Genomic DNA, 14,350 nt, shown 5'->3' with positions numbered 1-14,350 from the left:
GATTAGGGGCCTTCCGGGGTCGGAGCAATCTCGGTCAGCCCACGGTACAGGTGTCACACTTTCGAGAGCCGTTCGTTGCCGGAGTTTGCCAGTACCGCGTGCCGTGCGGCGGTGGTGTTCAACGGAAATGCCGACACGGCGAGGGTGTAGCAACCGACGAGGAGTAGTGCACCCAGCACGTCACTCGGCCGGTGCCATTGCAACACGACTACCGAGATCGCGGTCCCGATGGTGATCAGCGCGCCGTTGACGGCGACGACGCCCCGCCACCTGGCCGGTGTGACGAGCACTGTCGCGCAGACCAGAGCAGTGATGGCGGTGAGAGTCCCGCTGGGGAAGGAATTATGCATGACAAGACCGTTCAGGTCTGGTCGATCCAGCGACTGTTTGAGAACCCAGGCCGTCGTGATGGGGCCGAGGGTCACGACGGCGACGCGCAGTGCCAGCGCAATCGGGTTGTTGCGCAACGTGATCATGAGTACCACGAGCACTCCTCCCACTATCAGGATCGGGGTGAGCAGGCCGATGAACTCAGTGGAGAACACGCCGAGGACTTCAGACGTGGCCGCGCCCACCATGAGTTGTTGATCGACGATCTGGCCACCGGCAGTGTTGACCGCCAATTCGAATTCGATTACTCCGAGGATCAAGAGTGCCAGTGCGGCAAACAGTCTCGCTGGTTTGACTCGTGTCATGGTCAGCCTTCCGCTCTTTCATCCGAAGGGTTGTTGCGTTGGGGCGGGCATTCCCCACCAGGAGTGGTCGCCAGTTCGAAATGCCACATCTCGTTTGCATAGGTCTGGCAGAGGCCGTAATCGCTGCCGTGCTGGATAAGCCAGTCGTCGGCATCCGTCGGTCCGATGTCTACTGCCTGTCCGCTGACATGCTTGGACAGACTCGGGGAGTGCACCCACTTGGACGCTTCGTCCACGCTGCCGTACTTGGCTACGGCTTCGTCGAACAGTCGCTGTTGGTATGCGGCTGATCGCCAACCCGACGTGACATGCATGTCCACCCCGGATGCCCGCGCATCCGCTGCGGCCATCTGCAGCGCCGCGAGAAGTGCGGAATCGAGGCGGGCCAGCGCGGGCATATGGGTGTCCGCCGCGCTGAGGCCGTCCTCGATCTCGCCGCCTGAGGGTCCTGAATCAGGTTGAGTGGCAAGGTAGTGATCGCTCTTGGGTGTGGCCGCCTCGGTGTACGAACACGCGCTGAGCATGAGCGCCCCGAGTGTGACTGCTCCGAGTGCGACTGCTCGGTGTGCGACTGCTCGGTGTGCGACGGGGCCGGCGATTCCGCGGTGGCTGGGCATAGTGCAGAGACTGCTCGGTCAGTGTCACCAGGAGGTCGTCACTGTTCGTCGACGGTGTCACGGTCTGCAACAGCTCTGTAACAGGACGGAACGAGCCTGGTGGGGCGTGCGCTAAGCGGGTCGGGGAACGGATGCAAAGGTGGACAGTTCGAACCACGAAGGCAAACTGCGACGCAGGGCTTCCGGCCCGGAAATGGTGACCTCACCTGATCGAATGGCGTCGGACCACGTCAGGTCGCCGCGCCAGATCTCGGTCAACGGCCTGAGCCCGGCCGATACGGACACGGTGACCTCGAAACCCGGGTCGAGGTCACAGACGTCGACCTCGTCGGAGTTGATGACCAGCCACCAGTTTCGTGACTGCCGATCGATTTCGGAAAAGACGAAGTGCACCACTGTTTTTCCGTCGGGCACAGCGGAGTGATCCACCCGTCGATGCATGTCCCACAGCAGGAGTTTGGGATCGAGATCCTGGTCGCCGAGTTCGCCGATCCAGCGGGTGCCCCAGATCCCCAGGGCCTCGACGACGGGGCGGAGTTCGCGTCCGGCGTCGGTGAGGCGGTAAGTGACGACACCGTCGGTGTTGTCTCGGTAGGTGATTCCGGCGGCAGTGAGTTGGTGCAGACGTTTGGACAGCAACGTCGGCGACATGCGGGGAAGGCCGCGTCGCAGGTCGTTGAAATGGGTACTTCCCATCATGAGTTCGCGCAGGACCAGGAGCGTCCAGCGCTCGTCGAGTAGCTCCATCGCCTTGGCGACGGGGCAGAACTGGCGGTACGACGACCCCACTTGTCAATCGTAGGCCGATGCGTGGGGCTGGTACAGATCCAGTACTGGATCGGTGACACTCGATGGTCGTAACGTCGAGGTCAGAGTGGAAATCGGTACTGCGAAAATTGATGGAGGAGAACGATAATGACTGAAGCAGCGGAGTTGGATCGAGCCCTCAAATCCAAGCACCGGGTGATGTGGGGGTTGGGCAATTATCCTGCGGTGGCAACGGAGGTCATCCCGGAACTCGGGCCGGTTGTGGCGGCGGCAGGCGGCGTGCGCGCCGGTGATCGGGTTCTCGACATCGCGGCTGGTTCCGGCAATGTGGCTATTCCTGCGGCGGCACTCGGCGCGCAGGTGGTGGCAACGGACTTGACTCCCGAATTATTCGATGCGGGAAGGAAGATGGCATCCGACGCGGATGTCGAACTCGAGTGGCGGGAGGCTGATGCCGAGGATCTACCGTTTGAAGACGGTGAGTTCGACGTGGTGCTCTCGTGCGTCGGTGTGATGTTTGCGCCGCATCATCAGCGGGCAGCGGACGAGCTTGTTCGAGTGTGCAAGGAAGGCGGCAGGATCGCTGTACTGAGTTGGACACCAACAGGTTTCATCGGCGAGATGTTCAAAGCCATGAAACCGTACGCACCTGCACCCCCTCCTGGTTCGCAGCCACCGCCGTTGTGGGGTGAGGAGAGTCATGTTCGTGAGCTTTTCGGTGACCGAGTTCGCGACCTGACTGCGCGTCGAGAAGTGCTGCAGGTGAGCAGGTTCCGCGATCCGGAAGACTTCCGCGACTTCTTCAAGGAGAATTACGGACCGACCATCGCCGTCTACCGCAATATTGCGGGCGACGACGCCAAGGTGGAGGCCCTCGACCGGGATCTCGTCGACTTGGCTCGCAAGTACAGCGAAGGAGGAGATTCCAGCGCCGGAGGGGATTCTCCGGGCATGGACTGGGAGTATCTACTCGTCACCGGTGTCAGGAGTACGTCATGACAAGCATTGATATTGCGCCGTTGAGATCGTCCGTCACCGGCCCGGTTTTCGGCCCGGAAGATTCGGGTTACGACGACGCGCGGGCCATCTGGAACGGCTCGATCGATCACCACCCGGCTGGGATCGCCAGGTGCCTTTCGCCGTCGGATGTGGCTGCGGCACTGGGTTATGCCAGAGAACATGACTTGGAGGTGTCCGTCAGAGGTGGTGGACATTCGTATCGTGGGGCCTCGGTGTGTGAGGGCGGTCTGATGATCGATCTCAGTGCACTGAACAACGTCACTGTTGATCCGTCGGCGCGTAGGGCGCGAGTAGGCGGCGGGGCGACGTTGGCGAACCTGGACGCCGCGACGCAGGAACACGGCCTGGCTGTGACAGGTGGGGTGATCAGCGATACCGGAGTGGGCGGTCTGACACTCGGCGGCGGTATGGGGTGGCTGACGCGAACGCTCGGATTGTCGATCGACAATCTGGCGTCGGCGGAGGTTGTGCTTGCCGACGGTGAGGTCGTGCGCGCGTCGGAAGAGAACCACCCCGATTTGTTCTGGGCGTTGCGAGGCGGGGGAGGTAATTTCGGTGTGGTGACCGAGTTCGAGTACCGGCTGAGCGCGATCGGGCCGGAAGTGCATCTCGGGTTCTTCTTCTGGGGGATGGACGACGGACCGGATGCGCTGCGTCTGTGCCGCGACGTGGTGCCGGCTCTGCCCCGCAACACGGGTGCGTTGATTGCTTCGAGCCTGTCCGCGCCGCCCGCGGCGTTTGTACCGGAGCAGTTCCACTTTCATCCCGGATATGCCTTGCTGGTGGCAGGTTTCGGTTCCGCCGAGGAGCATGCGCAGGTGATTGCGCCCATCAGGGAAGGGCTGCCGCCGCTGTTCGAGTTCGTCACGCCGCTCCCGTACACGGGGTTGCAGTCGATGCTCGACGATGCCGAACCGTGGGGTGCGTACGCGTACGAGAAAGCTCTGGACCTAGGGGATCTCTCCGATGACGTGATCGGTGTTCTGACCGAACATGCGGTGAAGAAGTCTTCACCGATGTCGTTCATCCCGATCTTTCCGCTGCAGGGTGCGTTCACCGCCGTCAGCGACGACGATACGGCGTTCGGTGGTTCCCGTGCCCCGCACTACGTGTGCAACATGACGGCCACGGCAACGGATGCCGGGACTCTGGATCTGGATCGAACGTGGGTGCGCAATATCTGGGAAGCGTTGCGTCCCTTGTCGACCAATCCCGGTGGCTACGTCAATTTCATGACCGACGTCGACGAAGAGCGGGTTCGCAGTTCGTACGGATCCGGCAAGTATGCACGCCTGTCCAGGATCAAGGCACAGTACGATCCGCACAACATGTTTCATCTCAACGCCAACATCAGGCCGGCTGCGTCGGCGCTGAAGTAGCAAATATTTAAACCGTGAACACCAGTACAAGCACGATCAGTATGGCCGCGATGATGATCGCCACCATCGCGGTCATGGCCAGTGGCGCCCAGGCGACCACTTTGTCCCGGGTGCTCGCGTCGGCGGGGCCGGTGGGTATCCGAGGGGGCCACGAGAACAGGTCGAGCGGGCTGGGGACAGAGCCGAGTGGCGTATTCTGTTGCACTGCAGGCAATCCGGTGACCGTGGGGCCCACCAGGCGATTGCGTCGGTGCGGGTCGGGGAGTTGGGTGGTGCGGTGCGCCCACGCCGGAACCGCTCCGTCGGACGAGAACACGGGGATGTCGATCAACTGATCGACGGAACCGCCCCCGGTTGCTACCGCGGCGAGTGCGTCGCGGGCCTTGGCCATGGTGGGCCGACGCGTCGGGTCCGGTTCGAGAAGTTGGAGCAGCACGTCCGTGAGCGGTCCGGATTTGGTGGGACGGTAGATCTCGGCTTTGGCGACTCGGTGCAGCAATGCAATTGCGTCGGAGTCGATTCCGAAGGGTGGTTGGCCTTCGATCACCGTGAAGAGGGTCGAGCCGAGGGAGAAGACGTCGCTCGCTTCGGTGGGATCGTCGCCGCGGGCCACTTCGGGGGCGAAGTATGCGGGAGTGCCGGTGATGACTTCGTCTTGACGGTCCGATCCGTCGCCCTTGGCGCGCGCGATTCCGAAGTCGCTGATCTTGACGATGCCCAGGGAGTCGCCGCGATCGGCAATAAGAATGTTGCCTGGTTTGATGTCTCGATGCACAATTCCGGCAGCGTGCGACTCTGCGAGTGCTGCGGCGATCTGAGCGCCGATCTGAGCAACTTCGAGGGGCGGCAGAGTGTCGGCGAGGTTCATGGCCTGCGCGAGGCTGCGGGACGGGAAGTACTCCATGACCAGCCACGGTTCGCCGGCTTCGAGAGCGACGTCGTACATGCCGATGGAGTGTGGGTGCGAGAGTTTGGCGGCGTTGCGGCCTTCACGAAGTGTTCGAGCGCGGATCTCCTCGGCGCTCTCGTTGTCGAGTCCGGCGGTGGTTGTGACCTGTTTCACCGCGACATCACGGCTGAGGAGGGTATCGCGGGCCAGCCAGACGGCGCCCATGCCGCCGCCGCCGATTTTGGATCGGAGTCGGTACCGCCCTGCCAGCAGGTATTCAGGGCCGATGCCCCTCCCTGTCTGCTCTCGAGATGTCACCACTCCAGGTTAGAGGATTGATACGGGTGTGACCCTCGAGGTTTGTGTGAACTTCGGACTTTTGTCGCTGCTTGACGGGTCCTCAGGGGCAGGCTTTACTGGAAACGAATCGAAACTATGTTCGATTGTGTTGTCTGTTCGATGCGTGTCAGACCCCGACTTCCCCGTGGTTTGCCGGCTTGAAAAAGATTGCCGGAAGTATCGCAGGACGGGGATGACGAAGTGACGGTGGTAGAGAGCGTTGCCGAGGCGGCGGGCGTGTCCCGCCAGGAGCGGTTGGCGGAACTCCGCAGCCGGATGGCCTCCATCCCGGCTCGCGGTGACGGGCAGGTTGTGTCGTCGATTCCCGTCGAGGCTGCAGTAGGAGTGACCGGGGATCGGGCGGACAAGGCGGGAATCCTGCCCGTGCCGGCCGGTATCGCAGAGTTGCTGCCGCAGGGCGGGTTGGTGCGGGGAACCGTGGTGTCCGTATCCGGGGCCGCGTCGTTGCTGGTGGGGTTGGTGGCCTCGGTGACCGCGTCTGGTGGACATGTTGCCGTTGTCGGCAAGCCGCAGTTGGGAGTGTTGGCCGCGTACGAGATGGGTGCGCAGTTGGAGCGTCTTGCGTTTGTCCCGGATCCGGGGTCCGATCCGGTCGAAGTTGCCGCAGTGCTGCTCGACGGTATGGATCTGGTGATTCTGGGATTGGCGGGTGCGTCCGTGCCCCCGTCGCGGGCTCGGGCAGTGGTGGCCCGCGCCCGCAGTAAAGGTTCCACTCTTGTTGTGACGGATGGTCATTGGGATGGTGTGGAGGTGCGGCTGGAGGCGCAGGTCAACGGTTACGGCGGTTTCGGGTGCGGACGCGCGCTGGGGCGGGGACGGCTCGAATCGCTCAGCCTTGCCGTGCGTGCCCGCGGGCGCTCGTTCCAGCCGCGCACCACCCGTCTGGATATCTGCAGCGCAGCGGGACGGGTGGAATGGAAGCCTGCACTCGAGGTGGGCGCAGCGCAAGTGGTGGCCGCAGCTCAGGTGGTGGCACTGTGAGCAGGGTTCTGGCGCTCTGGTGTCCGGACTGGCCGGCAGTGGCGGCTGCCGCTGTAGCCGACCTTCCGGCTACTCACCCGGTTGCGGTGACGTCAGGCAACAGGGTGATCGCGTGCAGTGCGACGGCCAGATCGGAAGGAGTGCGCCGTGGGCTGCGCCGACGCGAGTCGCAGGCGCGGTGCCCGGAACTGTATGTGGCGGCGGCAGATCCGGAGCGGGATGCCCGATTGTTCGAGCCGGTTGCAGCGGCTGTCGATGCGGCTGCGCCCGGTGTGGAGGTGCTTCGTCCTGGCCTGCTGGTGTTGAGTTCACGCGGTGCCAGTCGCTATTTCGGCAGCGAGGAGGCCGCGGCAGAACGGTTGGTGGATCAGGTTGCTGCCGTGGGAGTCGAATGCCAGATCGGGGTGGCCGATCAGTTGTCGACCGCGGTGATAGCTGCACGACGAGCCGCGCTGGTACCGCTCGGCGAGGGCGCTCGGTTTCTTGCTCCGCTGCCGATGTCGGAGTTGGCGGCCGAGCCGAGTTTGTCCGCACCGCATCGCGGTGAGCTGGTGGATCTGCTGCGCCGGCTCGGGATCAGAACCATCGGCGCCTTTGCGGACTTGCCGGCCGTCGACGTGGCGTCGCGGTTCGGTACCGATGCGGTGTTGGCGCACCGGGCGGCGCGCGGTGAACCGGAACGACCACCGTCGGCCAGGGCGTTGCCACCGGATCTCGACGTGGAGCAGCATTACGATCCGCCTATCGAACGTGTGGACGCCGCGGCCTTCGCCGGGCGCGCCCTGGCGATTTTGCTGCATGGCACGTTGTCCGGCGCCGGCGTCGCCTGCACGCGATTGCTGATATCGGCAAGCACCGGAAACGGCGAGAACCTCTCTCGTACGTGGCGCTGCGCCGAGCCGCTGACGCCGGAAGGAACGGCTGATCGAGTGCGGTGGCAACTCGACGGGTGGCTTACCGGCCGCAGTGAGGACAAGCCAACCGCAGGAATTACCGTGCTGCGCCTCGAACCGGTGGAGGTGGTCAATGCCGGCGCCTTGCAATTGGGCCTCTGGGGCGGAGTGGGTGATGAGGACGAACGGGCCAAGCGAGCGTTGGTGCGAGTGCAGGGGCTCTTGGGCGGCGAGTCGGTCCAGGTGGGTGTCCTCAGTGGCGGGAGGGGGCCGTCGGAGCGAATTACATTGGTGCCCTTGGGTGATGAGCGGGTAGCAGCGCATGATCCGGGGGCTCCGTGGCCGGGGCTGCTACCTCAACCGTCACCGGGATCGGTGTACGTCGACAATCCGCGGGTGTGGCTGACAGACGCGTCGGGCAAAGCTGTGTACGTCACGGAACGCGGAGTGTTCAGCGCGCATCCGGCGAGGCTGAAGTGGGGGAGTAAGGAATGGGCGGTGCAAGGATGGGCAGGTCCGTGGCCGGTCGACGAGCGATGGTGGGATTCGGCCGCGGTGCGAACGGCGGCGCGGGCGCAGGTGCTGTTGGAACAATCACGCGCGTTGTTGATGATCTGTGAGGGTGGCGAGTGGTCGGTGGAAGGTGTGTACGAGTGAATACGGCTAATCTGGAACATCGTGAGTATCGCTAACGTGCGCAGTGCCGGTGGAATCGAGATCAGCTACCGCGATTCGGGGGCCGGTTCCGGGACTGCCGAACTGCCTCCTGTCGTCCTCGTGCACGGCATGGGCGGCGACAGCGGCACATGGGATCGGTTCGCCAGAGCATTGCGGTCCCGCGATCGACGGGTTGTCTCGGTGGACCTTCGTGGGCATGGGCGCAGTGCCCGGGCGTCGTCGTACCTGTTCGAGGAATTTGCCGCGGACATCATGGACGTCTGTGATCACTTGGAACTCGATCACGTCGACCTGGTGGGGCACTCGCTCGGCGGGCACGCCGCGTCGTTGATCGCGCAGCGGCGGACGACCGGTGTTCGCAAGCTGGTCATCGAGGAAGCGCCGCTCCCACTGCGTCCCGGCGATCCGGAGCAGGTATTTTCTCGCAAGCTGCCGAGCATGTCCGAACTGTGGCACGCAACAACAAGTTTGGTGAGACATCCGCGGGCTGCCCTGGCCTTCGACAAGTCGATGACGGGATCGGCGCTGACGCAGTTCCGCCAACCGGATCAACTGTGGTGGGAATCCTTGCCGCTGATCGAAGCGGACACCTTGTTCTTGCGTGGTGGCCTCGGCGGCATGGTGGATTCCGATCGGCTTCGCGAGGTAAGCGCCACGGTCAAGCGGTGTGAGGTCAGGTCATTTCGCACCGGTCACAGCGTTCATCGGGACGGCTACCGAGAATTCGAGGCCGCGGTGGTGCCTTTTATTTCGTAAACCGCGCGTCCAGATGTGTAGAGAACCCGCCGACGGTCAACTCTGTGCAGACACACTGCTCTAGCAGACACATGCTCTAGCAGACACACTGTGAGAGGACGTCATCACGTGAGCCCAGAACCCGCGAACGTCCCCCAGTGCAGTCACGGATTGCCGCGTCGGATGTTCTTGGGCGGGATGGGCGCTTTGGCTCTTGCCGGTATGACGGATATCGGGTCGGCGGGCGCCGCAGCCGCGCCGTCGCGGGCAGCGCCCAGTGATTCGTTTCCCGCTCAGCCCAACATCGTGGTCATCATCACCGATCAGGAACGACGGCCGATGTACTGGCCGCAAGGGTGGGCGGAGCGGAATCTTCCTCATCGCCAACGCATTGCGCGTCACGGACTGACTTTCGATCAAGCGGTCTGCAACACGGCGATGTGTTCGCCCAGTCGGAGCACGTTCTTTACCGGGCTGTATCCCGCGCAACACGGTGTGACCAGAACCCTGACCGAGGGCGGCACCGTATCTCCCACCGAACCGCAGTTGCAGACGTCGGAGCAGAACATGGCGAAGATGCTGGCATCCGCCGGGTACAACGTCCAGTACCGGGGGAAATGGCATCTGAGCAAGGGAGCATCCGGTGGTGATCCGTCCAGTGACGACGTTGCCGCATTCGGTTTCGGCGGGTGGACACCACCTGATGCCGGACAGGACACAAACCCAGACCATTTCGGCGGCGGATGCGCCGATCACGACCGCCGCGCTGCCGAGGAAGCCGTCGAATTTCTCACCGGACCGGATGCCAAAGGGGACAAGCCTTTTGCGCTGATCGTATCGTTCGTCAATCCGCACGACGTCCTTGCATATCCCCAGTCGTGGGATGCGATGAGTGGTACGTGCGACAACTACGGGTCGGATGCGCCGGGAGCTTTCGAGCAGGGCATCGAACTCCCACCGACCTACGACGAAATCCTTGCCTTCAACTACAAACCGAGCGCTCAGGTGCAGTCGGAATTGTTGCTCGCCGCCGGACTCGGTCCATTGCTCGGACCCGATCAGGCCAGGCGATACATCAACTTCTACGCCTACATGCACAAGGTGGTGGATGAGCGCATCGGCAGTGTTCTCGACGCCTTGGAAGCCACTCCGGGGCTGCTCGACGACACCGTCATCGTGCGCATGTCCGATCACGGTGAGATGGGAATGTCGCACGGAGGCTTGCGGCAGAAGGTGTTCAACGCGTACGAGGAAACTCTGCGCGTCCCACTCGTGATCAGCAATCCGTTGTTGTTCCCACAGCCCGTTCAGACGGACGCGTTGGCGTCGTTGATCGACGTGATGCCCACTCTGGCCAACCTCGCGCAAGTGCCGGATCGTGCGTCGTGGAACTTTCTCGGCACCGATCTCACCCCCGTGCTCGTCGATGCGGCGGCGTATCCGGACGCACCCAGCGTGCACGTTCAGGACACGATTCTCTTCACGTACGACGATCAGAACTGTGCGACGCCCGACGGCCAGAACATCGTCACGCAGCCGAACCATATTCGTTGCATTCGGGACAGCAGGTGGAAGTACACGATGTACTTCGACCCGGCGGGAACTGCTGCGCCCCAATACGAACTGTACGACCTGATTGCCGATCCCCTGGAGACGAACAACCTGGCCAACCCGTTCAATTTTGCGTCCTACCAGCCCGCCAAAGCCGCCGAGATGAACGCACAACTCTTTGCCGCGATGCAGGCAAAGGGCGTTTCGCTGGCAGAGTCGAGCAATATTCCGCAAAACTGATTCACGACGGAGTTCTGCGGGCATTCCCCTCGGACATATGTCTTCGTTTCGGGAAGAAGGAATGTCATGACCGTCACCTCGCCGGGGCGAGAAGGATTCAGTTCCCTCCGATCAGGAGGGTTGAACTGGGATTGTTTTCCACTCCGATTGTTCACCAAGGGAAATGCCAAATTTTGGAACCCGGCAGACCTCGATTTTTCGAAAGATGCTCGAGACTGGCAAGAGTTGACCAGCGAGCAGCAGCGCAGCGCAACGTATCTGTGCGCGCAGTTCATCGCCGGTGAAGAAGCAGTGACCGAGGACATCCAACCGTTCATGCAGGCGATGTCCGCTGAAGGCAGGTTCAGCGACGAGATGTACCTGACCCAATTCTGTTTCGAGGAAGCCAAGCACACACAGGTTTTCCGGCTCTGGATGGATGAGGTCGGACTCACCGACGACCTGCATTCCTACGTCGCCGATAATCCGGACTACCGACAACTGTTCTACGAGGAGTTGCCGGCGTCGCTGCGGATTCTCCAGACCGACCCCAGCCCGGTCAACCAAGTGCGGGCGAGCGTCACCTACAACCATGTCATCGAAGGCAGCCTTGCGCTGACGGGTTACTACGCCTGGCAGAAGGTATGTGCCACAAGGGGAATCCTGCCCGGGATGCAGCAGTTGATCAAAAAGATCGGCGACGACGAGCGGCGCCACATGGCGTGGGGAACCTTCACGTGCCGCCGACACGTGGCTGCGGACGACGCCCTGTGGGATGTAGTGCAGGCGCGCATGGGCGAGTTGATGCCGATGGCTCTCGGTCTCATCAACTGGGTCAACGATCAGTTCGAAGTCCAGCCTTTCGGTCTCGACAACCAGGAGTTTCTCGAGTACGCGGCTGATCGTGCTCAGCGACGGCTCTCGGCAATCGAGTCTGCGCGTGGGCGTGACGTGGCCGAGATCGACCTCGACTACTCACCCGAGACGCTCGAGGAGAAGTTCGGTGCCGAAGACGCCGCAGTGATGATTGAGGCCGGTAGCTAGGTCAAAAGCTAAGCCGCCCTGAAGTTTCCAGTCGATATTCAGACTTTTCCGACTGGTTTTCGGGAGCCCTCGTAATCGAACAGGATTTCGATTAGGGTGGGGGAATGTTCGATCCGGGGGTGGGAAGTTTCGGTATCTCAGCACAGCTGAGTGGTACCGAAACCGATTGCGCCCTCGTTGATTTGATGGCCGAATTGCATTCGTGTGAGGCGATGTTGGTCGAGCGGAAGCTGGCGGTGGTGGCGGAGTTTTTCACCCGCCGCAGCGCCGAGCATGTCGAGGGTGGTACATGGACGTCGTCGGCGCACGAGTTGGCGGAATCCGAGGTCGGTGCGGTGTTGACGATGGGCCGTGCTGCTGCCGGGAAGCTCATCGGTTTGGGTTTTGCTTTGAAGACGCGGTTGCATCGCACTCGTGCGGCGATGGCCCGCGGCGAACTCGACTTCTACCGTGTCGGTTTGATCGAGTCCGCGACCGCGAATGTCAGCGACGAGCTGATCGACGAAGTCGAACGCTTGCTGCTCGAGCAGGTGTTGGCTCCACCCGTGGACGGCGGTACCGGGTTGACGGGTCGCCGGTTGACCGCGGCGATCGACCGGATCGTGGCCCGGGTCGATCCGGAGGGGATGCGGGAACGACGCCGCCGCGCCCTCGCCGACAGGTTTGTGGGGGTCAGTGCCGCCGAGGACGGGATGGCCCGCATCCTGGGCAGTATCCCGGCGGAGCAGGCCCGCGCCTTTGACGGCCGGTTGCGGGAGTTGGCGATGTCGGTGTGCCGCCGTGATTCGCGTACGTATGAGCAGCGGCGCGCGGATGCGTTGGGCGCGTTGGTGAGTGGTTCGACGGTGTTGGTGTGTGACTGCGAGCGCGGTGATTGCCCGCAGGACCGCAGTGGTTTGGTGATCATTCGCCGGCCGTTGGTACATGTCGTAGTACACGATTCCACCCTGAGTCCAGGATCGAACGAACCTGCACATCTCGACGGCTTTGGCGTGATCAGTGCCGAGCATGCCCGTGACATCGTGAAAGACGCAGACGTTCGGGAAGTGCGGGTACCGGAATCACCTGTGCCCGCCTCGGCGACGGTGTACCGCCCCGGCGCGGCACTCGATGCGTGGCTGCGGGTCATCGCGGGCAGTTGCCAGTGGCCGCACTGCGATGTCCCGGCCTGGAATTGCGACCTCGACCACACAGTTCCGTTCAACCACACCAACCCCGCACAGGGCGGGAAGACGGTCGCGTCGAATCTGAGCGCGTTCTGCCGCAACCATCACCGCCTCAAGCATTCCGGGAAGTGGCAGCTCGCCCCGAACCCGGATCGCAGCATCACCCTGACCTCACAGACAGGCCATTGCTACCGCACCAGAGATGCCGGACTACTCGCGGGGATGCAGGAACCACCGCCACAGGAAGGCGGCAAACCGCGACGGACTCGTCTGGAAAACAAAGCTGCCCGCATCCGAGGTGAGCGGAAGCTCCGGCGTGTCAAGATTCAGCACCGCACAGCACAACACGCGGAACGCAAACGCCGGCAAACGTTCCCGATCTCCACACCGCGAAAGCGCGTGCCTCACAAAACCGTCGACTACGGCAACGACCCACCACCGTTCTGAGTGCCTGCTGTGTTGCGGCTCAACCATGCCAAGCTGTAGTCCGCAATTTCGCGCCAACCGTGATCGATGGTGAGTGAGTGACCACGGTCGTCGAATACCTTGTACTCGTTGACCGTTGGCGCTTTGTGATACATCTTGAACGAACTGTCGGTGCTGGCTTTCGGGACCGTTCGATCTTGTCCGCCGCCGATCATCAGCAGTGGGCCGCGTTCGGTGTTGAAGTCGACGTGGGCGGGGCTGTGGGGATTGAAGTTGGCGAGCGCAGCCTCGAAGAGTGGTTGCCCGGGTGCCGGAATTACGTATCGCTCGTAGAGCGCGTCTGATTCACTCTTGGTGATTGCACTGGCAAAGGATTTGTGAAAGGAATCTCTGGTGTGCGAGTAAGCCTTCCGATAGTTTGTCGGATTGGACAAGACCGGGAGAACGCTGCGGAGTTGCACGAGGGGAAGTTTCAGGACGCCTTTTGGTTGTGCGGGGTCGATTGCTATTGCAGCGGAAGCTAATTTCTGACCCAGAAGTTTCTGTGCGGTAAGCCCGCCGAAGGAATGTCCGACCACGATCGGTGGAGCATCCAAGTCGGCGATCACCTTGGCATAGTGTTCGGTGATCTCGTCGATTCCGTGTCCCGCAATGTTTTCGGGGTGTTCTCGGGATTCCCCGACGGTGGCGCCGTCGCCAGGCCAACCGGGCGACATGGTGCCGTATCCGCGTTCGGCGAAGGCCTGGGCCCAGGGGTCCCACGCGCTGGGATGCATCCACAATCCGTGGATGAAAAGTACCGTCGGTTTGGCGGCAGTGGGCATGAGGACTCCTGTGATCGATCAGTTCTGATCGTCAGGGAATGCCCATTTTTGTCCAAGTCATTCACCCGGACGCCGCCACTGACGTGAAGCCGCACACAACTGGCA

At 62.5% G+C, this 14,350-nt stretch carries 13 protein-coding genes; 8 read left to right on the top strand and 5 right to left on the bottom strand.

Annotated elements, in window-relative coordinates; all coding sequences use genetic code 11:
• Window positions 1-53: 53 nt before the first annotated feature.
• From C7T36_RS03490 to C7T36_RS03480, 3 genes are all read right to left on the bottom strand, one after another.
• The gene (locus tag C7T36_RS03490) at window positions 54-695 is read right to left on the bottom strand and encodes a phosphatase PAP2 family protein (RefSeq protein WP_033231315.1); all 642 of its coding nucleotides are present in this window, start codon (window positions 693-695) and stop codon (window positions 54-56) included.
• A gap of 2 nt (window positions 696-697) precedes the next feature.
• The gene (locus C7T36_RS03485) at window positions 698-1,312 is read right to left on the bottom strand and encodes a M15 family metallopeptidase (protein ID WP_045070758.1); all 615 of its coding nucleotides are present in this window, start codon (window positions 1,310-1,312) and stop codon (window positions 698-700) included.
• Between the two features lie 111 nt (window positions 1,313-1,423).
• Window positions 1,424-2,101 (bottom strand): helix-turn-helix domain-containing protein, encoded by a 678-nt coding sequence (locus C7T36_RS03480; protein WP_045070756.1) that lies wholly within the window; start codon window positions 2,099-2,101, stop codon window positions 1,424-1,426.
• A gap of 126 nt (window positions 2,102-2,227) precedes the next feature.
• On the opposite strand from C7T36_RS03480, the gene C7T36_RS03475 reads away from it, so the two are divergent.
• Both C7T36_RS03475 and C7T36_RS03470 read left to right on the top strand, forming a co-directional pair.
• Complete coding sequence (locus C7T36_RS03475; RefSeq protein ID WP_045070754.1) at window positions 2,228-3,079, top strand: class I SAM-dependent methyltransferase; 852 nt, start codon at window positions 2,228-2,230, stop codon at window positions 3,077-3,079.
• Entirely contained in the window at window positions 3,076-4,479 is a 1,404-nt protein-coding gene (locus tag C7T36_RS03470) for an FAD-binding oxidoreductase (protein ID WP_045070752.1), read from the top strand. The genes C7T36_RS03475 and C7T36_RS03470 overlap by 4 nt, the downstream gene beginning before the upstream one ends.
• 7 nt (window positions 4,480-4,486) lie before the next feature.
• On the opposite strand, the gene C7T36_RS03465 is transcribed toward C7T36_RS03470, so the two are convergent.
• Complete coding sequence (locus C7T36_RS03465; RefSeq protein ID WP_045071208.1) at window positions 4,487-5,686, bottom strand: serine/threonine-protein kinase; 1,200 nt, start codon at window positions 5,684-5,686, stop codon at window positions 4,487-4,489.
• 297 nt (window positions 5,687-5,983) lie between these two features.
• On the opposite strand from C7T36_RS03465, the gene C7T36_RS03460 reads away from it, so the two are divergent.
• From C7T36_RS03460 to C7T36_RS03435, 6 genes are all read left to right on the top strand, one after another.
• A complete protein-coding gene (locus C7T36_RS03460; protein WP_239654816.1) occupies window positions 5,984-6,709 on the top strand; it encodes a hypothetical protein in 726 nt (241 codons plus the stop codon).
• A complete protein-coding gene (locus tag C7T36_RS03455; protein ID WP_045070750.1) occupies window positions 6,706-8,259 on the top strand; it encodes a DNA polymerase Y family protein in 1,554 nt (517 codons plus the stop codon). Before C7T36_RS03460 ends, C7T36_RS03455 begins: the two co-directional genes overlap by 4 nt.
• 21 nt (window positions 8,260-8,280) lie before the next feature.
• Complete coding sequence (locus C7T36_RS03450) at window positions 8,281-9,036, top strand: alpha/beta fold hydrolase (RefSeq protein ID WP_045070748.1); 756 nt, start codon at window positions 8,281-8,283, stop codon at window positions 9,034-9,036.
• A gap of 162 nt (window positions 9,037-9,198) precedes the next feature.
• A complete protein-coding gene (locus C7T36_RS03445; RefSeq protein WP_374700861.1) occupies window positions 9,199-10,806 on the top strand; it encodes a sulfatase-like hydrolase/transferase in 1,608 nt (535 codons plus the stop codon).
• 66 nt (window positions 10,807-10,872) lie between these two features.
• On the top strand, window positions 10,873-11,829 hold the full coding sequence (locus tag C7T36_RS03440) for a R2-like ligand-binding oxidase (protein WP_045070744.1): 957 nt from the start codon (window positions 10,873-10,875) through the stop codon (window positions 11,827-11,829).
• A gap of 104 nt (window positions 11,830-11,933) precedes the next feature.
• Window positions 11,934-13,442 carry an HNH endonuclease signature motif containing protein gene (locus C7T36_RS03435; RefSeq protein WP_045070742.1) on the top strand — a complete coding sequence of 503 codons (1,509 nt, stop codon included), beginning with the start codon at window positions 11,934-11,936 and terminating at the stop codon, window positions 13,440-13,442.
• Here C7T36_RS03435 and C7T36_RS03430 read toward each other — a convergent pair.
• Window positions 13,415-14,245 carry an alpha/beta hydrolase gene (locus tag C7T36_RS03430; protein WP_045070740.1) on the bottom strand — a complete coding sequence of 277 codons (831 nt, stop codon included), beginning with the start codon at window positions 14,243-14,245 and terminating at the stop codon, window positions 13,415-13,417. The genes C7T36_RS03435 and C7T36_RS03430 overlap by 28 nt on opposite strands.
• Window positions 14,246-14,350 lie beyond the last annotated feature (105 nt).

Origin of the sequence: Rhodococcus sp. AD45-ID (assembly GCF_003023755.1) — a bacterium.
Taxonomy (GTDB): domain Bacteria; phylum Actinomycetota; class Actinomycetes; order Mycobacteriales; family Mycobacteriaceae; genus Rhodococcus_F; species Rhodococcus_F globerula.
This window is presented reverse-complemented; position numbering and strand designations above follow the sequence as displayed.

Excerpts from the sequence above, each read along its gene's own strand:
- C7T36_RS03490 (WP_033231315.1), bottom strand. The coding sequence starts at position 695 with ATGACACGAGTCAAACCAGCGAGACTGTTTGCCGCACTGGCACTCTTG.
- C7T36_RS03485 (WP_045070758.1), bottom strand. The coding sequence starts at position 1,312 with ATGCCCAGCCACCGCGGAATCGCCGGCCCCGTCGCACACCGAGCAGTC.
- C7T36_RS03475 (WP_045070754.1), top strand. The coding sequence starts at position 2,228 with ATGACTGAAGCAGCGGAGTTGGATCGAGCCCTCAAATCCAAGCACCGG.
- C7T36_RS03470 (WP_045070752.1), top strand. The coding sequence starts at position 3,076 with ATGACAAGCATTGATATTGCGCCGTTGAGATCGTCCGTCACCGGCCCG.
- C7T36_RS03460 (WP_239654816.1), top strand. The coding sequence starts at position 5,984 with ATGGCCTCCATCCCGGCTCGCGGTGACGGGCAGGTTGTGTCGTCGATT.
- C7T36_RS03445 (WP_374700861.1), top strand. The coding sequence starts at position 9,199 with ATGTTCTTGGGCGGGATGGGCGCTTTGGCTCTTGCCGGTATGACGGAT.
- C7T36_RS03440 (WP_045070744.1), top strand. The coding sequence starts at position 10,873 with ATGACCGTCACCTCGCCGGGGCGAGAAGGATTCAGTTCCCTCCGATCA.
- C7T36_RS03435 (WP_045070742.1), top strand. The coding sequence starts at position 11,934 with ATGTTCGATCCGGGGGTGGGAAGTTTCGGTATCTCAGCACAGCTGAGT.
- C7T36_RS03430 (WP_045070740.1), bottom strand. The coding sequence starts at position 14,245 with ATGCCCACTGCCGCCAAACCGACGGTACTTTTCATCCACGGATTGTGG.